This window comes from Micromonospora sp. LOL_021 (genome assembly GCF_048060215.1).
Taxonomy (GTDB): domain Bacteria; phylum Actinomycetota; class Actinomycetes; order Mycobacteriales; family Micromonosporaceae; genus Micromonospora_E.
This window is the reverse complement of record NZ_JBHMIN010000019.1, coordinates 1-18,566: the sequence shown is the minus strand read 5'-3', so window position 1 is coordinate 18,566 and position 18,566 is coordinate 1. Positions and strand designations below refer to the sequence as shown.

At 71.3% G+C, this 18,566-nt stretch carries 18 protein-coding genes; 13 read left to right on the top strand and 5 right to left on the bottom strand.

Annotated elements, in window-relative coordinates; all coding sequences use genetic code 11:
- Positions 1–59 precede the first annotated feature (59 nt).
- Positions 60–494 carry a VOC family protein gene (locus tag ACFHWT_RS14685; RefSeq protein ID WP_416595157.1) on the bottom strand — a complete coding sequence of 145 codons (435 nt, stop codon included), beginning with the start codon at positions 492–494 and terminating at the stop codon, positions 60–62.
- 228 nt (positions 495–722) lie between these two features.
- Between ACFHWT_RS14685 and ACFHWT_RS14680 the strand changes: the two genes are divergently transcribed.
- Both ACFHWT_RS14680 and ACFHWT_RS14675 read left to right on the top strand, forming a co-directional pair.
- A complete protein-coding gene (locus ACFHWT_RS14680) occupies positions 723–1,364 on the top strand; it encodes a hypothetical protein (protein WP_416595156.1) in 642 nt (213 codons plus the stop codon).
- Positions 1,365–1,433: 69 nt separating this feature from the next.
- Positions 1,434–1,883, top strand: coding sequence for a GyrI-like domain-containing protein (locus ACFHWT_RS14675; RefSeq protein ID WP_416595155.1), 450 nt, complete (start codon positions 1,434–1,436; stop codon positions 1,881–1,883).
- Between the two features lie 56 nt (positions 1,884–1,939).
- Here ACFHWT_RS14675 and ACFHWT_RS14670 read toward each other — a convergent pair whose 3' ends face one another.
- Both ACFHWT_RS14670 and ACFHWT_RS14665 read right to left on the bottom strand, forming a co-directional pair.
- Positions 1,940–2,446 carry an O-acetyl-ADP-ribose deacetylase gene (locus tag ACFHWT_RS14670; protein ID WP_416595153.1) on the bottom strand — a complete coding sequence of 169 codons (507 nt, stop codon included), beginning with the start codon at positions 2,444–2,446 and terminating at the stop codon, positions 1,940–1,942.
- A gap of 43 nt (positions 2,447–2,489) precedes the next feature.
- On the bottom strand, positions 2,490–3,104 hold the full coding sequence (locus ACFHWT_RS14665) for an SIMPL domain-containing protein (protein WP_416595152.1): 615 nt from the start codon (positions 3,102–3,104) through the stop codon (positions 2,490–2,492).
- Positions 3,105–3,232: 128 nt separating this feature from the next.
- On the opposite strand from ACFHWT_RS14665, the gene ACFHWT_RS14660 reads away from it, so the two are divergent.
- Both ACFHWT_RS14660 and ACFHWT_RS14655 read left to right on the top strand, forming a co-directional pair.
- A complete protein-coding gene (locus ACFHWT_RS14660; RefSeq protein WP_416595151.1) occupies positions 3,233–3,892 on the top strand; it encodes an RNA polymerase sigma factor in 660 nt (219 codons plus the stop codon).
- On the top strand, positions 3,889–4,977 hold the full coding sequence (locus tag ACFHWT_RS14655; protein WP_416595150.1) for a CU044_5270 family protein: 1,089 nt from the start codon (positions 3,889–3,891) through the stop codon (positions 4,975–4,977). The genes ACFHWT_RS14660 and ACFHWT_RS14655 overlap by 4 nt, the downstream gene beginning before the upstream one ends.
- Here ACFHWT_RS14655 and ACFHWT_RS14650 read toward each other — a convergent pair.
- Positions 4,922–5,944, bottom strand: coding sequence for an AraC family transcriptional regulator (locus tag ACFHWT_RS14650; protein ID WP_416595149.1), 1,023 nt, complete (start codon positions 5,942–5,944; stop codon positions 4,922–4,924). The two genes, ACFHWT_RS14655 and ACFHWT_RS14650, sit on opposite strands and share 56 nt — an antisense overlap.
- A gap of 87 nt (positions 5,945–6,031) precedes the next feature.
- On the opposite strand from ACFHWT_RS14650, the gene ACFHWT_RS14645 reads away from it, so the two are divergent.
- The 4 genes from ACFHWT_RS14645 (at position 6,032) to ACFHWT_RS14630 (ending at position 10,880) form a co-directional block, all read left to right on the top strand.
- On the top strand, positions 6,032–6,709 hold the full coding sequence (locus ACFHWT_RS14645) for a class I SAM-dependent methyltransferase (protein WP_416595148.1): 678 nt from the start codon (positions 6,032–6,034) through the stop codon (positions 6,707–6,709).
- 242 nt (positions 6,710–6,951) lie between these two features.
- Complete coding sequence (locus ACFHWT_RS14640) at positions 6,952–8,259, top strand: CehA/McbA family metallohydrolase (RefSeq protein ID WP_416595147.1); 1,308 nt, start codon at positions 6,952–6,954, stop codon at positions 8,257–8,259.
- Between the two features lie 84 nt (positions 8,260–8,343).
- Positions 8,344–8,700, top strand: a complete 357-nt coding sequence (locus ACFHWT_RS14635) for a PadR family transcriptional regulator (RefSeq protein WP_416595146.1) — start codon at positions 8,344–8,346, stop codon at positions 8,698–8,700.
- 5 nt (positions 8,701–8,705) lie between these two features.
- Positions 8,706–10,880, top strand: a complete 2,175-nt coding sequence (locus ACFHWT_RS14630) for a hypothetical protein (RefSeq protein WP_416595145.1) — start codon at positions 8,706–8,708, stop codon at positions 10,878–10,880.
- 106 nt (positions 10,881–10,986) lie between these two features.
- Here ACFHWT_RS14630 and ACFHWT_RS14625 read toward each other — a convergent pair whose 3' ends face one another.
- Complete coding sequence (locus ACFHWT_RS14625) at positions 10,987–11,973, bottom strand: NAD(P)-dependent alcohol dehydrogenase (RefSeq protein WP_416595144.1); 987 nt, start codon at positions 11,971–11,973, stop codon at positions 10,987–10,989.
- A 158-nt stretch (positions 11,974–12,131) separates the two neighbouring features.
- Between ACFHWT_RS14625 and ACFHWT_RS14620 the strand changes: the two genes are divergently transcribed.
- From ACFHWT_RS14620 to ACFHWT_RS14600, 5 genes are all read left to right on the top strand, one after another.
- The gene (locus ACFHWT_RS14620; RefSeq protein ID WP_416595143.1) at positions 12,132–13,721 is read left to right on the top strand and encodes a phospholipase D family protein; all 1,590 of its coding nucleotides are present in this window, start codon (positions 12,132–12,134) and stop codon (positions 13,719–13,721) included.
- Positions 13,722–13,783: 62 nt separating this feature from the next.
- Complete coding sequence (locus ACFHWT_RS14615; protein ID WP_416595142.1) at positions 13,784–15,046, top strand: phosphatase PAP2 family protein; 1,263 nt, start codon at positions 13,784–13,786, stop codon at positions 15,044–15,046.
- On the top strand, positions 15,007–15,348 hold the full coding sequence (locus ACFHWT_RS14610) for a hypothetical protein (RefSeq protein ID WP_416595141.1): 342 nt from the start codon (positions 15,007–15,009) through the stop codon (positions 15,346–15,348). The genes ACFHWT_RS14615 and ACFHWT_RS14610 overlap by 40 nt, the downstream gene beginning before the upstream one ends.
- Before the next feature lie 320 nt (positions 15,349–15,668).
- Positions 15,669–16,745, top strand: coding sequence for a BMP family lipoprotein (locus tag ACFHWT_RS14605; protein WP_416595224.1), 1,077 nt, complete (start codon positions 15,669–15,671; stop codon positions 16,743–16,745).
- Between the two features lie 155 nt (positions 16,746–16,900).
- Entirely contained in the window at positions 16,901–18,430 is a 1,530-nt protein-coding gene (locus ACFHWT_RS14600) for an ABC transporter ATP-binding protein (protein ID WP_416595223.1), read from the top strand.
- The last annotated feature ends 136 nt before the right edge of the window (positions 18,431–18,566 follow it).

The window sequence follows — 18,566 nt, the reverse complement described above, 5'->3', positions numbered from 1 at the left end:
CGCCGTCGATTTGACCGCCGTACGGCCAGCGACGGCAGCGGTCACCTGTCGCCTCCTGCTCAGTCGAGGCAGAATTCGTTGCCCTCGACGTCCTGCATGACGAGACACGACTCGCTGACACCGTCGGCGCGCAGCAGCCGTACGCGTACCGCGCCGAGCGCGACCAGTCGGGCGCATTCGGCCTCGAGCGCGGCCACCCGCTCGCCACCGACGAGACCGGTGCCGACCCGTACGTCGAGGTGCAGCCGGTTCTTGACGGTCTTGCCTTCGGGCACGCGCTGGAAGAACAGTCGCGGCCCCACCCCCGTAGGGTCGACACAGGCGAACGCCGAACCTTGCCGATCGGGCGGCAGCGCGCGGTCGAAGTCGCCCCAACTGGCGAACCCCTTCGGCGGCGGCGGTACGACGTACCCCAGCACCTCGCACCAGAACCGGGCGACGCGCTCAGGTTGTACGCAGTCGAAGGTGACCTGGAACTGCTTGACCGACGCCATCGCCCCACTATAGAGGCGGTCCGCGTGGCGGCAGCTGTCCGACCGGCGCGCGAACCTGCCGTCGTCCGCCGCGCTGCTAGACTCATCGAAAGACCGACAGTCGTTGACGCGCCCTCCAGACGCACGCATCGTCACGATGATCGGCGCCCGCCGCCATGCAGGCCATCCTGGAGGATGATGGCTCTCCGCTACCCAGGCCTCGCGAACCGTTGGCATCGCCTCTTCAAGGTGGCGGTCGCGCTGCTGGCCGGGTCGTTGCTCCTGTCAGGATGCGAGAGCAGCGAGAGCAGCGAGAGCACGGGGCCGGGTGCTGACCGCGCTGCGGACGGGGCAGAGCCGCAGCGAACACCGCCAGCACCCTCCTTCCCCGGCTGGGATTTGCCCGACGACCCGGCTGATCTCGGCGACCTGTGCGAGGACCGGGACCTCGACTACCGCACGCAGACGGAATACGCGGGCACCGGGCCGCATCCGATCGTGATCGGCGGCGCAGTGCAAGTCGTGGTGCTCAGCGAGGAGGCGTTTCCGGCGGAGTGGACGCCGGAGACGGCATCCGAGGTGGTCCTGGTCGGCTGCGCCTACGAGACCTTGGGCGACGTTGAACTTCGGACCTGTGATTACACCCTGGGTACCAGCACGGACCCGCCGCGGTTCCCGCTGCGGGTCCCGCTGTACCACCGAGAGGTCACGATCCTGGTGTGGGAGCTGCGGACCTGGGAGTTGGTGGAGACGGTCAAGTTCGAGACGGCGGGGGACGACTGCCCGGAGACCGCCATCCTCGGCCAGGAGGTCCGTGCTGTCGGAGCGGTGATCACCGCAGCGGAGTTGACAGCGGCGTTGGAGGGCGTGGTCACCGGCGCGGTGCCGTGACCCAGCCAAGGGTCAATGCCGTCGATCCGGCATCATGATCCGGAACCTGCGGGTAATGAGGGAGGCGCCATGCGGATCGTCAGCCGGGAGATGGTCGTCGTGGTCGGACTGCCGGTCGTCGCGCCGTTCCAGGATCTGAGCACGCTGGTCCCCGCCGCCTGGCGGCAGCTGTTCGACCGGTGCGCGGACCTGCCGCCGTCCGCCGACGGCACCTTCGCTGAGGCGAGCTACCACCTCGGAGAGGGGCGGTACCACGAGGTCGTCGGGGTGGCGGTGCCGCCGCAGACGTCGATCTCGGGTCAGTGGACGGCCGCCCACGTTCCGGCGGGCGACTGGGCGTACTGCCGGCACACCGGGCCGGTGGAGCAGATCGGGGAGACCTTCGGCGCCATCGAACAGTGGCTGCGCGAGCAGGGACGAACGGTCGGCGGAATGAAGCTCGACCTCGGCTACCGCGCCGACACCGAGCCGCAGGTGCACGAACTCTACGTACACGTCCCAGGGTCCGACCCGGCGTAGACCGGACGGTGGTCCGGTGTAGCCCAGGAGTACGGGTAGGCCCGTGGCCGCTTCAGCTACCTGTTGGTGAGCGCCGACTGGAGATGGGCTGCGGTGTCCTCGTCGAACGCGACGAGTCGGATCCGCTCGACGGCTGTCGGGGTGGCGGTAATGGTCTCGACGGCGATCCGGGCGGCTTGGTCGGCGGGGAAGCCGTACACGCCGGTGGCGATCGCGGGGAAGGCGACCGTCCGGGCACCGAGGTCGTCGGCGACCCGCAGGCTGCGCCGGTAGCAGGAGGCCAGGATCTCGGCTTCGCCGTGGCCGCCGCCTTCCCAGATCGGCCCGACGGTGTGGATGACGTGCCGTACCGGCGGGTCGAGGTCGAAGGCGGGAGTCGCCTTGGCGTCACCCGGCTCGCACGGGGCGATCGTGCCGCCGGCCCGCGCCAGGCGGGGGCCGGCCGCACGGTGGACGGCTCCGTCGACCCCGCCACCGCCGAGCAGTGACTCGTTGGCGGCGGTGACGATGGCGTCGACGTCCGCACGGGTGATGTCGCCGACGACGACCTCGATGACTGCCACGACGCGATCCTGGCACACCGGCCGGGAACCTACCGACCGCTTCTCAGTCGTGGGTGATCGAGAAGCCGAGGATCACTGCAGCGGAGACCACCACGTGCCCGGGTGCGAGGTCTTGGGCGGAAGCCTGCCCGCCAGATCCGTGCCCACGGTAGCGCTCGTGTCCCACATTCTCTGGATCGACGTCATCGATGTGCACGACCGCACCGAGTCGGACACCGGCCGCTTCGGCGTACAGCTCGGCCTTGCGCCGGGCGGCGGCAACCGCTTGACGTCGAGCCTCCGCGCGCATCTCGCCTTTGGTCGTTACGTCGAAATCCACCGCCTCGATCTCGTTCGCGCCGGCGGCTACGACGTCATCGAGCAACTGCTGGACGAGGTCCAGACGGTCCGACTCCATGGCGAACGACGCCTGACACTGGTAGCCGAGAAACACCCGCTCCGGACCGTAGCCACTCCACGAACTCTTCAGATCCAGGCGGGAACGCTCCACCGCGCTGTCGCCGACGCCGTGCTCCCGCAGTGCCTGACGCACCGCGCCTACCGCTTCGGCTGCGGTAGCGAAGGCCTCCGAGGGAGTCTGCTCTACCCGTACCACCCGGAACCTGGCCCGGACCAGGCTGGGCATGGCCTTTACGCTTGCCGCGCCGAACGCGGTCACACCCCAGGGCCGCTCAATCAATTGCATCTGTCAATCCTAGGAGGACGCTCGGCGACGGCATCGGCCGGTGCAACGTCGGCGATCATCTTCCGCCGGGTGGGAACCCGGGTGGTGGTGGCGGACAGACAATGAGCATGACGACGGACCTACGCGCGCGGGCGCGGGCCGGTGACGCCGCCGCCTTCGGCGAGCTGTTCGACCGGTACGCGAAGACGGTGTACAACCACGCGTTCCGGTTGACGGCCGACTGGTCGAGCGCCGAGGACGTGATGTCGACGACGTTCCTGCAGGCCTGGCGGCTGCGGGGGCGCATCGACGCCGACGGTGGCTCGCTGCGTGCCTGGCTGCTCGGCATCGCCACCAACGTGGCCCGCAACGCCCAGCGGGGCAACCGGCGCTACCGGGCGGCGGTTGCCACGTTCGCCGCTGCGGAAGCCGCCGGTGACGGCAGCGTCGCCGACCACGCCGACGACGTCGGCCGCCGCCTCGACGACGACCGCCGGCTCGGCCATGTGCTGACCGCGCTCGCGTCGCTGCGCCGCCCGGAACGTGAGGTGGTCACCCTCTGCCTGTGGGAGGGGGTGGACTACGCCACCGCGGCGGCGGCGCTCGGCGTACCGGTCGGCACCGTCCGGTCCCGGCTGTCGCGTGCCCGCCGCAAACTCCGCGACCTGCTCGGCGTACCACCTCAGCTGGGCACCGGGCCGGTGGAACCCGCGCCGCTGCCCGGACAGGTAAGAGGTGACCGCAATCCTGCGGCACGGACCGTCACGGAGGGAATCCGATGAGGACCAACGGAACCCGCCCCGGGGAGACCGGCCGGCAGCCCGACGCTTCGCTTGGGCCGCCGGCAGCCCGGGACCTGCCGGCCGGACGTCACCTCTTCCACCGGGAGCGACTGATGACCATGATCGAGCAGGAGAGCCGAGGCATCCCGACACCGGGTGCTGCGGCCGGGCCGGATCGCCGGTGGCGGCTGCCCCGGTTGTCCGTCGCGGTGCCGACCGTCGCGACCGCACTGGCCGGCCTGATCGTCGTCGGCCTGGCGTTGAACCCCGGCGGTGGTCGGACCGGCGATCCGGCCGGCCCGGCCGGCACCACCGCCGGCCCCGATCAGATGGCCGAAGGGCCGGCCCAGTTCGCCGACCCCGACGCCGGCACCGCCGAGGGCGCGACCGCGCTGCTCGACGAGATCGCGCTGGTCGCCGCCACCCGGGACACCGGCCCGGTTCGGCCGGACCAGTTCATCTATGTCGAAAGCCAGGTGGCCAACACGTACGAAGCGCACAACGCGGACACCGGCGAAACCCGACTGGTACGCCAAGGGCTGCACCTGCGTCAGGTGTGGCTGTCGCCGGACGGCCATCGTGGCTGGCTGATCGACGAGCTGAACGAGCCGGCCGGCATCACCCTCGACAGCGACGTCAGGCACTTCGGCGCGTACGACCGGCTGGCCACGTTGCCGACCGATCCGGACGCGCTGCTGGAGTGGATCTACGCCGAGACCCGGGGTCAGGGCAACCACCCGGACCACCAGGCGTTCACCACCATCGGTGACCTGATCGGCGAGCAGTACCCGCCGGCCGAGCTGAGCGCCGCCCTCTACCGGGCGGCGGCGAGGATTCCGGGCGTACTGCTGGTCGACGACGCGACCGACGCGACCGGCCGCAGCGGCATCGCGGTGGCTCGGGTCGAGGAAGGCACCGGCGTACGCAACGAATGGATCTTCGACCGGGAGGAGTACACCTTCCTCGGTTCGCGGTCGGTGTACACCACAGCGGTGCCGGACAGCATCATCCCGGCCGGCACGGTGACGTTCAGCCAGGCGGTGGTGCGGCGGGCCGTTGTCGACGAGTTGAAGCAGTTGCCGTAGCGGAGAAGTCAGTCTGACCGGGTGGCGGGCCCTGCCGTCGGGATCCGGCGGCCCGCCACTGCGCCGGGGTGACCTCGTGTTCGGCCCGGAACCGCTTGATGAAGTAGCTGACGTCCGGGTATCCGACCCGGTGGCTGATCGTGGCCACCGTCAGCGAGGTCTCGGTGAGCAGCACCCGGGCCTGCTGCATGCGCCGCTGGGCGATCCACTGCTGGACGGTACGGCCGGTCCGGCGGCGTACCACGGTGGTGAGGTGACCGGCGGTGAGTGAGAGGGCGGCGGCGACGTCGGCCAGCGAGATCGGCTCGTGGTAGCGCTGCTCGATGAAGTTGAATACGGCCGCGAGCAGCGGCTCGTCCGAGGCCCGTAGCTGGTCGGCGACGCTGGTCGACAACCGGGCGGCGGTCACCAGCAGCAGGGTCAGGTGGGCTAGCGCGGCGTCCTGATGGCCGTCGCGGCGGGCCCCTAGCTCCTCGTCGAGCGCGGCGAAACGTTCGGACCAGGCGGCCCGGTCCGGTGGTGGGACGTTGAGCCGCTGCGCCCGGTCGGTGCCCCGGGCGAACGGGAAGAGCAGCGGGTGGGTCCGCCAGGAGGCGTACGCCCCGGTGGTCCCGGGGCGGACCGCGTCGGCGGGGAACCACACCACCCAGCCGTCGATGGCGAGCTGCTCGGGCCGCTCGCCGAACGAGACGACCTGGCCCGGGGCGACGACGAGTAGGTCCCCGTCGGTCAGCGGCCAGGTCCGATCGTCGATGCACACCGTCGCGTCCGCCCGCTCGGCGTAGCAGAGTGCGACGAAATCGTGGGTGTGCGCGTCGGCGGGGATCGCGGCGATGGCCGGCATGCGCTCCTGGACCCGGGCCACCGCTACCGGGGCGACGCCGGGCACCCGGGGGAAGCCGACCATCGGTACGCCCCGCCCGGCGGCACCGACCACGCGGCGGGCCGGCACCAAACTTTGTCGCATCGTTTCCACAACCTCACCGATGCCACGCTGCACTCAGCGGCCGATGCTGGAAGCATGACCGAATCTCGTCTGATACCGGAGGGTGACATGACCAGACAGGGCAGCGCCAGTCGTCCGCACCAGCACTACCTGCCCGCGATGGGGCGGCAGTGGTTGCTGCCGCTGTACGACCCGTTCAGCCGGCTCGTCGGCGCGGGGCGGGTGCACCAGCAGTTGCTTGACCGGGCCGAGATCCGGCCCGGCCAGCGTGTGTTGGAGATCGGCTGTGGCACCGGCAACTTGCTGCGGGCGCTGCTGCGCCGGCAGCCGGACGTCGACGCTGTCGGCATCGACCCGGACCAGGGTGCGCTGCGGCTGGCCCGGCGCAAGGCCGCCCGCGCCAAGCTGCCGATCCGCTACGAGGTCGCCTTCGCTGGCGACCTGCCGCTGCCCGACGCCAGCGTCGACCGGGTGCTGTCCGCGTTCATGCTGCACCACCTGGCCGACGAGGAACGGGGCCGCGCGCTGCGGGAGGTCCGCCGGGTGCTGCGCCCCGGTGGCCAGTTCCACGTCGTCGACATCGACGGTACGGCCCCGGGCCACGGGTCGGGACGTCTGCACAACGACCCCCGGGTGGTGGCCAGCCGGCCCGAGCGGGTGCTGGCCGCGCTCGCCGAGGCCGGCCTGATCGGCGGTACGGAGAACGGCCGCAGTCGTGGTCGGCTCGGTCGAATCGCCAGCTTCGTCTTCTACCGCGCCACCGGCCCCGCAGAGCACGGCGAATAGGGTCGGCGGCGCGGTAGCACCCTGCTCTGGCGCCAAGTGGGTCGCGCCAGTCAGACACCTTGCCCCCATGATCACTTGACGTTTTGCTGGGCGACACGCCGACGCTCTCCCAGCTGCAGGTTAAGTGATCATGCCGAACCACAGTCGGCGGGTGGGCCCCGTCGGGTGAGACGTGTGGTGTTCGTCTGCCGGACAACTCGGTGCAGCGTGCTGGAAAGACTTATATCGATCTAATGATTGGCATGAGTGGATCACACCCCCACCATTGCCATCACACACCCGACGACCACCAGACGGGCCAGCTGCCGTACGGCCAGATCGACCCCGCCTCGCACCCGGCCGGCGGCCTCGGACGCAGATCAATGCTGGCCGCCGCCGGCGGCATGCTGATGCTCGCCGCCGTCCCCGGCACCGCGCGGGCCGCCACCGCGATGACAGCCGGTGCGACGTCGGCCGGTGCGTCGGCCGTGGCCGCGCCCGGCGCGTCCCGGGCGTCGCGGATCAGCCAGGGGACCACCCTGGTCCACGCTGACCTGCACAACCACACCGTCATGTCCGACGGGGACGGCAGCGCCGACGACGCGTTCGCCTCGATGCGCGAGGCCGGGCTCGACGTCGCCGCGCTCACCGACCACGCGACGATGTTCGCCATCAGCGGGCTCAGCCAGTCCGAGTGGCGGGCCACCGGAGACCTCGCCAACGCGGCCGACGACCCCGGCCAGTTCACCGCAATCCGCGGCTTCGAGTGGTCGCACCCGTTGCAGGGCCACATCAACGTGTGGAACACCTCGGACTTCGCCGACCTGCTGCGGGCCGGCAGCCCCGGCAGCCTCTACCGGTGGCTGGCCGGTCGGCCGGGCGGCCTGGCCAGCTTCAACCACCCGGGCCGGGAGATCGGCCGGTTCGACAACTTCTCGTACGACGCCTCGGCCCGCCCGCAGCTCGTCGGCCTGGAAATGTTCAACCGCACCGACGACTACCTGTTCGAAGGCTGGTCGTCCCGGACGACCTCGCCGCTGGTGGCCTGCCTCAACGCCGGCTGGCGGCCCGGTCTGACCGGAGTCACCGACGAGCACGGCACCAACTGGGGCTTCCACGAGGGCAAGGGCCGCAGCGGTCTGTGGGTCGCCGAGAACACCCGCGCGGCGGTGTTCGAGGCGATGGCGGCCCGCCGCTGTTTCGCCACCCGGGTCTCCGGCCTGCGGCTGGATGCGGCCGCCAACGGCGTACGGATGGGTGGGGTCCTTGGCCTGGCCACCGGTGACGTCCGATTCCAGGTGGACCTGGACCGGGGTGCGGTCTGGGACGGCAAGCCGCTGCGCATCCAGGTGCTGCGCCCCGGGACCTCGGTGCCGACCGTCGTCGACGTCGTCGACACCGTCGCCGGGTCGGTCGCCGAGTTCACCGTGCCGCTCGACGTCGCCGACGGCGACTGGGTGGTGCTGCGGGTCTCCGACCCGGAGCTGGCCAACCCGACGCCCGGCCCGGCCGGGCACCCGTGCAACGACTTCGGGGTGGCGTACAGCAGTCCATGGTGGCTGCAACCCTGAACAGCGACTGCCGGGGCCACGTCGGTTCGCGGCCGGACCGAATCGGGGATGGACCCTATGTAGCGAACCAAGTATGGTCCACCCATGACCGAACGTGTCCGGGTCACCGCCAGCGTGGCTCAGGTGTTGGCGGTGCTGCTCGACGATCCGCAGGCTGGCCGGTACGGCTTGGAGCTCATGCAGGCCACCGGCCAGCCCAGCGGCACCTTGTATCCGATTCTGGCCCGGCTGCAGGAGGCGGGCTGGCTACGGGCCGACTGGGAGGACGTCGACCCCAGTGCGACGGGGCGGCCGGCCCGGCGTTACCACCGCCTGACGCCGGAGGGGGTGGCGGCGGCCCGCGCAGAGCTAGCGGCCCTGCGGGCGAAACTCCGCCCGCGCGCAGCCGGTGGCACTCGGGCCGCCGACGCCGCCACCTTCACATCGGCGCCGGGGTGGTGAGCACCTTGACGCAGCGAATCGCCGAGTGGCTGCTGGCCGTGGCGGCACGGCGTTGGCCGGCACACCTGCGCGAGGAGATGAGCCGGGAGTGGGCCGGCGAGCTACACGCACTCGGCCATGAGGAAAGCGTTGTCGCTGCGCTACGGAAGTGGCGGCAGCTTCGCTTCGCGGCCAGTCTCGCGCTCGCCCGCCCACCAGGTGCCGACCCGGCGCCGGTGCCCTGGCTGCGCGGACCGTCGCAGGTACGGGCACACGCGGGATGGTTGTTCCTCGCGCCCCTGTTCAGCCTGGTGCTGGCAATGGCGGCGACGGTCTCCCTGGGGCCGTTGACCAGTTGGCTGCGGTACACGCCTGCCACGGCGATCTCCCTGTTGGCCCTGAACCACGTGGTTCATGTGGCCCTCGCGGCAACGGTCGGCACGCTGCTGGCCCGGCGGCTGCTCCGGCGGCGTGCCGGCCGGGCGCGCGGCGTGGCGGGCTGCGGGTGGGCGACGCTACCGGTGATCGCCGGCCTGCTCGCCGTCGATGTGCTCGCGCGTGCCGTGAACCAGGTCTGGGACGGCGCCTTGTTCGCCGTCGTCGCAGCCCTGTGCCTGTCGGTGCTGCTCCCGCCGGTGGCGGCGGGTGTCGCCGCGCTGTCCCGCGGGGCGCGTCGGGTGTCGGCCACCATCCTGGCCGGGCTCGCCGCTCCTGCCCTGACGCTGGCTACCGCCTACGCCATGGTGCTGCTGGCACCTCAGACACCGGCCGTGGCGGCAGGGCGGCCCTGGTGGTGGCTGGCATACCTCGGCCGAGGGCCCTTACTGTTGTTTTCCTACCACGACCAGGGCGACTCGCTGCCGATCGAGACCGTTCTGCCGGTCCTGCCCGGGCTCGTGTTCATCGCGGTGGTGCTCGCGCTGGCCCACACGGTACGGCTGGCCAGACCGCTCCGCTCTGCCGCGTCCGCAGTGCCGACCGCGTCCGCAGCGCCGTCCGCGACTGTGACTCCAGCGATTACCCCGCTGTCCGCGATCGAGCCCGATCAGGTCAGGGCCAGCCAGGTCCCGGCCGCTGCGCGTGGCCCATGGTGGCACCGCGTCGCATTGGCAGGCGCGATCTACTCGGTCCTGGCCTGGGCGGTGACGCTGACCTACCTGACTCCCAACATCGGGGTGCAGAACTCCTGGCCCAGCCGGATAATGCCGGACGGCTCGCTGCTGCCCCCGCAGCCCGCCGGCTGGCCCGGGTGGTCGGGTGAGGAGGAGCGGGTGTGGATGCATGAGCTTCAGCTCTCCGGCATCGTCTGTGCCGCCCTGTGCATGCTCCTCGCCGCCGCCTACCGTGGCCGACCCCTGCTGCCGACGTTGGCCGGTTCGGCCGTACTGCTGGGGGTGAACATGGCGGTGGTGCGCGGTGGCTGGACGACGCCCCGGTTGCTGCCCTGGCTCGCCGCGGGCGGGACCATCCTCGGCATCGCCGTCTGGACGGCCTCGACCAACCCGGCCGTGACCCGGCGGCCACCCCGGCGACCACGCCGGCTCGTCATCACCATCACCGTGCTGGCCGCGTTCCTCGTCCCGGGCGGCTTCCTCGCCCGGTTGTACCTGGGGGACAGGCAGGCGCCGCCCGTCCTGCTGCTGGTCGCAGTCGGCCTGCCGACCGTACTCGCCATTGTCGCCGCCATGGGTGTCCTGGCCACGTCCAGTCGCCAGTTGAGCGGGCCGTTCTGGCGACCACCCGCCACCTTCGCACTACTGATCGCCGTCGGTGGTGTCCTCTACTACCAGTACTCTCCCGAGCCCACCATCTCTGCAGAATGGCTGATGGTCGACTTCCTGTCCGTGACGGCGGCACCGGGACTGGCTGTCCCCGTAGCGGCCTGGACGATCGTCGCGATCCGCGGCCGACCTGCCTTGCCGCGCCGCCGCTGGCAACGGCTGCTCCTCGCCCTGCCGCTGTTCATCGTCGGGATCCTCGCCACGCCCGGCACCGCGATCGTCGGTAAGGTCCTGTCCCTGCTTGTTCTCTTCCCGATGGAGTACGGGCAAACCTACGACGGTGTGCCCTACCTGCCGGGTGCGATCGCTGCCGGTCTGCTGCTCGGCTACGTTGCCGCAACCCGCCTCGACCGCGTCGCGCCAGCGCCGTCACCAGCCACGCACGACACCCCGACACCTACCCACCTTCCGTCGGGCTGAGCCGCAGCCGTCCTGTTCGGACGATTCCGCTGCTGCTCCGCGCGCCGGTCGTCATCGCCGGTCTCCGTAACGAGACAGCCGACGTGCACCGGGTAGTTGACGCACGCTAGGTTGTAGACGTGTCGCCGTCCGTGACGGTGATCACGACGTTGCCGACCTTGTGTCCGCTGTCGACGTACCGGTGGGCCTCGACGATCTCGGCCAACGGGTAGCTGCGGTCGATGACGACCCGGAGCCGGCCGTCGCCGAGCAGGTCCCGCAGCGCGGCCAGGGCGGTGTGCTTGCGTACCGACATCCCGGTGCGGACCCGGCGGCCGCCGCCGACGGCCGTGCCGGCCGCCAGCAGGTTGTTCGTCATCAGCCCGGTCGTCGGCAGGTAGCAGCCGCGCCGGGTGAGCACCGGCCGGCACCGGGCGAACGAGCTGCGACCGACGGTGTCGAAGACCACGTCGTAGCGCTCGCCGCTGGCGGTGAAATCCTCGGCGGTGTAGTCGAACACCCGGTGTGCGCCGAGCGAGCCGACCAGTTCGGCGTTGCGGCCGCTGCACACCCCGTGCACCTCGGCGCCGAGCTGCCTGGCGAGCTGGACGGCGTACGTGCCGATGCTGCCGGAGGCGCCGATGACCAGCACCTTGTGGCCGGGTCGCAGGTCGGCCAGGTCGTGCAGGAAGTGCCAGGCGGTGGTGAAGCCGTCCACGGCCGCAGCCGCCTGCGGGTACGTCACGTTCGCCGGCATCGTTGTCATCGACGCCCGCTCCGACAGGCACTTGTACTCGGCGTTCGCCCCGACGCCGAAGCCGGTGAAGCCGAAGACCCGGTCGCCGACCCGGAACCGGCTGGCTGCCGGCCCGGTCGCGGTGATCTCGCCGGCGAACTCCAGCCCGAGCACCCGGATCCCCTTACGCGGGCGACGCAGACCGATGATCGCCCGGCCCCACCGGGGCTCACCCCGGCGCATTCCGCACTCGGCGGAGGTCACCGTGGTGGCGTGCACCCGGATCAGCACCTGGTCGCCGCAGGGTACGGGTGTCGGCAGATCGACCTGGGTGAGCACGTCGGGCGGGCCGTACGCGTCGAACATCACCGCTCGCATGCGGGCGATGATGCTGCAGACGCGCTGTGAGCACGCTGAGGACGGGCACCTCGGCTGCGACACAGAACCGGATCGCCGGGCCAGGTGTCGCCGGCCGCGTCGTGGGGTAGCTGTCAGCCGACCGTTGCGCGCGGCCGACGATGAGAAAGGGGGTACGGATGCCGATCGACGACTGGTTCCTGACCGGGGAGCAGCGCGGTAACCCGGCCTCCGGGCTGCCGGTGTGGTCCGAGGGCAACCAGGTACGCGTACACGTGCACGGGTCCGCGTACTTCGACCGGCTGGTCGAGGTCGTCGCCGCGATGGGCGACGGCGACCAGCTGTTCTTCACCGACTGGCGGGGCGACCCCGACCAGCGGCTACGCCCGGACGGGCCGACCGTGGCCGACCTGCTGTCCGCCGCCGCTGGCCGGGGCGTGGCGGTCCGTGGCCTGGTCTGGCGGTCCCACCTCGACGTGCTGATCTACAGCGCGGAGCAGAACCGCAACCTGGCCGAGGAGGTCAACGACGACGGTGGCCAGGTGCTGCTCGACCAGCGGGTACGGCGGTTCGGCTCGCATCACCAGAAGCTGGTGGTGGCCCGTCACCCCGGCCGGCCGGAACGGGACGTCGCCTTCGCCGGCGGGATCGACCTGTGTCACAGCCGGCGCGACGACGCCGCCCACCTGGGCGACCCGCAACCGGTGAGCATGTCCCCGCGGTACGGCGACCGGCCGCCCTGGCACGACGTCCAGCTGGAACTGCGCGGCCCGGTCGTCGCCGCGCTCGACCTGACCTTCCGGGAACGGTGGACCGACCCGACCGCCCTGCGGCGGGGCAACCCGCTCGCGATGCTGCGGGACCGGCTCTCCGGCCGCCCTGCCGGCGGCGGGCCGCTGCCGGCACCGCCGGACCCGCCGGCGGCCTGCGGCCCGCACGCCGTGCAGGTGCTGCGCACCTATCCGGCGAAGTCACGACCGTACCCGTACGCGCCGCACGGCGAGCGTACGGTGGCCCTCGGCTACGCCAAGGCGATCCGCCGGGCCCGCCGGCTGATCTACCTGGAGGACCAGTACATGTGGTCGTCGCAGGTCGCGCAGTTGTTCGCCGACGCCCTGCGGACCAACCCCGACCTGCACCTGATCGTCGTGGTGCCCCGCCACCCCGACGTGGACGGCCGGTTGGCGCTGCCACCGAACGTGGTCGGCCGGGAACATGCCATCGACGTCTGTCGCCGGGCCGACCCGGGCCGGGTGCACGTGTTCGACGTGGAGAACCACGCCGGGACCCCGGTGTACGTGCACGCGAAGGTGTGCGTCGTCGACGACGTCTGGGCCAGTGTCGGCAGCGACAACTTCAACCGCCGGTCCTGGACCCACGACAGCGAGCTGTCCTGTGCGGTCCTCGACGACACCCGGGACTCCCGTGCCCCGTACGACCCGGCCGGGCTGGGCGACCACGCCCGTACCTTCGCCCGGGACCTGCGGCTCACCCTGCTGCGTGAGCATCTGGACCGGGATCCGGACGGCAGCCGGGACCACGACCTGCTCGACCCGGCCGACACGGTCCGGGCCGTCGGCGCGGCGGCAGAGACGCTGGACGCCTGGTACCGCGCCGGCCGCCGGGGGCCGCGTCCGGCCGGACGGCTGCGCCGGCACGACCCGGCAAAGCTGTCCACGTTCACCCGGGCGTGGGCCACCCCGCCGTACCGCCTGTTCTACGACCCCGACGGTCGACCGCGACGGCTGCGCCGCATTGCGACCTGGTGAGCGTGGGCCGCTGACGACCGGACCGTTTGGCGTGACCGTCTCAGCGGGTAGCGCAGCCGGTCATGACGTTTGCTGCTGAAGGGTCCGTCGGGGTCGAGGTTGCCCGAGGGTTCACCGACTTCGGCGGCTACATCATGGCGGTACGGGTACTGCTGCTGGCTACCGCGTACCTGTTGATCCGTCGGCGGCCCCGGCTCGCCGGCTACGTCGTGGCCACCGCCGGCGGCGCTGTCACCTACCACTGGCTCGACCTGGGCTTCCCTAGCGGACCGGCGGTCGCCTCGGTCGTCGCGTACGGCGTACTGTTGCTGGTGTTTCTCCCGGCGTTGGCACCTCGGTGGCGGATACCGGCTGTCGTCACCGCCGCATCGCTGGCCATCGGGTTGGAGGTGCTCCGTTGGCTGCTCGGTGGGCCGCCGCTCGGTGCCGTCGCCGTCGGCTGGCTGCTGGGCCTGGGCTGGCTGGCGGCGACCGTGGCCGGCTACCGCCGGCTGACCGGCGAAGACCTGTTGGCCGTCGGGACCACGCCGGAGGGTCGGAGCCGGGTCGATCAGGGTCTGCGGGCCGCGTCGAACGAGCAGACCGTCCTGCCCCGGCCCTGGCGTACCGCCGCCTGCCTGGCGGCGGCCTGGGCGTTCACCTTCGGCCTGCTGGTCGGTGCCGGCCTGCTTGTCACCGGACCGTTGGCCGGCTCCGCGCTGGTCGCCGCCGACCGGGCGGCGGTGGAGTGGTTCGTCGCGCACCGCGACAGCACGTTCGATCCGGTCGCGGCGGCCGGCAACCGGTTCGGCGACACCAACTGGTCCACGGCCGGGGCTCTCGGCGCCGGGGTCGTGATCGTCGCGTCACGTCGGCGGCTGCGACCCGTGATCTTCCTCGCGGCGGTGATGGTCGGTGAGATCACGCTGTTCCTTGCCTCGTCCGGCGTGGTCGCCCGCGACCGGCCCGCTGTGCCACGGCTCGGGGAGGAGATCCCGCCGACGGCGAGTTTTCCGTCCGGGCACCTGGCCGCGCCGGCGTGCCTGTACCTCGCCGTCGCCCTGCTGGCCTGGCACTGGTCCCGAGGCTGGCCACGCTGGGCGGCGGTCGTGGCCGCCGTGCTCGCGCCGACCGGCGTCGGGCTGTCCCGGCTCTACTGGGGAGTGCATCATCCGCTCGATCTGGCCGGCAGTCTGCTGCTCGCCGGGTGCTGGGTGGGTGCCTGCTGGTGGACGGTCCGGCCCGGCCCGGCCCCGCCGGACCCCGGGGGCGGTCCGGTCGGCCACGGTACGGGAGGATGCAGGTCGTGGAAGCTCTCAGACTCGTACTGCTCTACGCCCACCTGATCGGGTTCGCGCTGCTGCTCGGTGGTGCCGCCGTCCAGTGGTCCAGCGGTCACATCCGGGTCAACCCGGCCATGCTCTGGGGCGCGGTGATCCAGGTCGTCACCGGCATCGGGCTGTCCGCGCCGCTGCGCGACGGCGCCGAGCCGGCCCCGGCGAAACTCGTTACCAAACTGGTGCTCGGGCTCGCCATCCTGGCGATGGTCTTCTTCTCCCGTAAGCGCGAATCGGTCAACAAGGGGCATTTCCTGGCGATCATCGTGCTGACGTTGGTCAACGCCGCCGTCGCCGTCTTCTGGCGCTGACATCACGCCACCGTACGGCGACCGACCGTTGCCGTCACCTGCCCAGGTCACGACCGGGTGAACCGCCGACGACCCGCTGCCGTCCCTTATAGGGTCGGCGGCGGGAGCGACCCTGCGGATCCGCGGTGACCTCCCGCACGGGAGAGTTACGCGAGGGTAACGGCGGCTCAACAGTCGTGCACGATTGTCGGCCGGTGGACGGGACCGCGCGTACGCTCCCGTCCAAAGTACGTCCGGTCCGACCGGCCGGGTGGGGACGCGATGCCGCGACAGGCTGCGGTGTGCAATGGAAGGAGACCGTCTTGCGCTCTACGCGTGGGATGCGGATCGTCTCGATGTTCGCGGCGGGTGGGCTGGCGCTCACCGCTGCCGCGTGTGGCGAGGCACCCGATAACGAAGGTACGGACGGCACCGGTGGCGAGCCCACCGAGGCGTACAAGGCGTGCATGGTGACCGACGTCGGCGGCATCGACGACCGGTCCTTCAACGCCTCGGCCTGGGCCGGGATCGAGGCGGCGCAGAGCGAGAACGACGCGGTCGACGGCGACTACGTCGCCTCCAGCGCCGAGGCCGACTACGAGCCGAACCTGACCGGCTACGTCAACGGGGACTGCGACTTCATCCTCGCCGTCGGCGGCCTGATGGGCGACGCCACCACCGCCGTCGCCGAGGCCAACCCGGACCAGCAGTTCGGCATCGTCGACGCCACGACCGGCCAGCCCAACGTCTACCCGATGCAGTTCGACACCGCCCAGGCCGCGTTCCTCGCCGGCTACCTGGCGGCCGGCTTCTCCGAGAGCGGCATCGTCGGCACCTACGGCGGCCTGCCGATCCCGCCGGTGACCATCTTCATGGACGGCTTCGTCGACGGCGTCGCCCACTACAACGAGGTCAAGAGCGCCGACGTGCAGGTGCTCGGCTGGGACAAGGCGACCCAGAACGGCTCGTTCACCAACGACTTCGTCAAGCAGGACGAGGGCAAGAAGGTCGGCGACAGCCTGGTCGCCCAGGGCGCCGACGTGATCATGCCGGTCGCCGGTGGCGCCGGGCTCGGCACCGCCGCCGCCGCGCAGGCCGCCGGTGGCGCGTACAGCGTCATCTGGGTCGACGTCGACGGCTGCGAGAGCGCCGAGCAGTACTGCGACACCTTCCTGACCACCGTGGTCAAGAACATCCCGGACGCGGTGAAGCAGGCCGTGCTGGCCGGCGCGAACGGCGACGAGCTCGCCGCCGACCCGGGCTACCTGGGGAACCTGGAGAACAACGGCGTCTCGCTGGCCCCGTACAACGAGTTCGACGACCGCGTCTCCGACGAGCTGAAGGCCGAGGTCGAGCAGCTCAAGGCGGACATCATCGCCGGCACCATCGAGGTCACCTCCGCCGCGCAGCCGGAGTAACCGGCGGCTGGCGCGCCGGGGCTGCCCCGGCGCGCCTCGCGAGCGACACCCCGCCCCTGTCACCGGGGTCCGTAGACCCCGGTGACAGGGGCGGCCTCAGCCATCGACTCCTCCGGGCACCCGCCGGTGGCCCGGAGTCTCCCCGGGAGGCTCCGCTGAGACTCGAACTGCGCGGCATCACCAAACGCTTCGGCGACCTCGTCGCCAACGACCACATCGACCTGACCGTCGAACCCGGCGAGATCCACGCCCTGCTGGGCGAGAACGGCGCCGGCAAGTCGACCCTGATGAACGTCCTCTACGGGCTGCTGCAGCCGGACGAGGGTGAGATCCTGGTGGACGGCACCCCGATCAAGATCCGCAATCCACGGGACGCCATCACCGCCGGCATCGGCATGGTGCACCAGCATTTCATGCTGGTGCCGGTGCTCACCGTGGCGGAGAACGTCATGCTCGGGGCCGAACGCACCCGGGGCGGGCTGCTCGGCTTCCTCGACCAGCGCCGGGCCCGCGCCGAGGTGGTCGACGTCTCCAACCGGTACGGCCTGGCGGTCGAGCCGGACGCGGTGATCGAGGACCTGCCGGTCGGCATCCAGCAGCGGGTGGAGATCGTCAAGGCGCTGACCCGCGACGTCGACCTGCTGATCCTCGACGAGCCGACCGCCGTGCTCACCCCACAGGAGACCGAGGAACTGCTCACCGTCATGCGGTCGCTGAAGGCGGCCGGCAAGTCGATCGTCTTCATCACCCACAAGCTCGGCGAGGTGAAGGCGATCGCCGACCGGATCACGGTGATCCGGCGGGGCCGTACGGTCGCCACCGCCGAGCCGACCGCGAGCCGCGACGAACTGGCCGCGCTGATGGTCGGTCGCAGCGTCAGCCTCACCGTGGACAAGACCCCGGCACAGCCGGGGGAGCCGGTGATCGAGGTGGCCGGCCTGGTTGTCGACGACGAGCGCGGCGTACGGGTGGTCGACGGGGTCGATCTGACCGTACGGGCCGGCGAGGTGCTCGGCATCGCCGGAGTGCAGGGCAACGGCCAGACCGAACTGGTCGAGGCGATCATGGGTCTGCTGCCGGCGGCGGCCGGATCGGTCACCCTCAACGGCGAGCGCATCGACGGCTGGAGCACCAAACGGGTGCTCCGCGCCGGGGTCGGCTACGTGCCGGAGGACCGCAGCGTCGACGGCGTGGTCAAGGAGTTCACCGTCGCCGAGAACCTGGTGCTCGACCTGTACGACCAGCCGCCGTTCGGCTCAGGTCTGGCGCTGCGGCCGGCGGCCATCGCCGCCTCCGCGATCGAGCGGATCGCCCAGTTCGACATCCGTACGTCGTCGGGGCAGGCGGCGGTCGGCACCCTGTCCGGCGGCAACCAGCAGAAGGTGATCGTGGCCCGGGAGCTGAGCCGGCCGCTGAAGCTGTTCATCGCCGCCCAGCCGACCCGGGGCGTCGACGTCGGCTCCATCGAGTTCATCCACGGCCGGATCATCGACGAACGCGACGCCGGCACCGGCGTCCTGGTCGTCTCCAGCGAGCTGGACGAGGTGATCGGGCTGGCCGACCGGATCGCGGTGATGTACAGCGGCCGGATCATCGCCGTGGTCGGACCGGACACCCCACGGGAACAGATCGGCCTGCTGATGGCCGGGGTCACCGGCAGTGCCGAGCAAGAAGGGACGCAATGAGCAGCGACAACGGCTCGTCGGCCGGTTCGCCGGACAAGCCGCCCGCCGAAGCCGAGCCGGCGGCCGCCGCGCAGGCCGCAGGACGCATCCGGGAGTGGGTGGAGCTGTTCGATCCGGCCGGGGTGCTGGAGTTCCC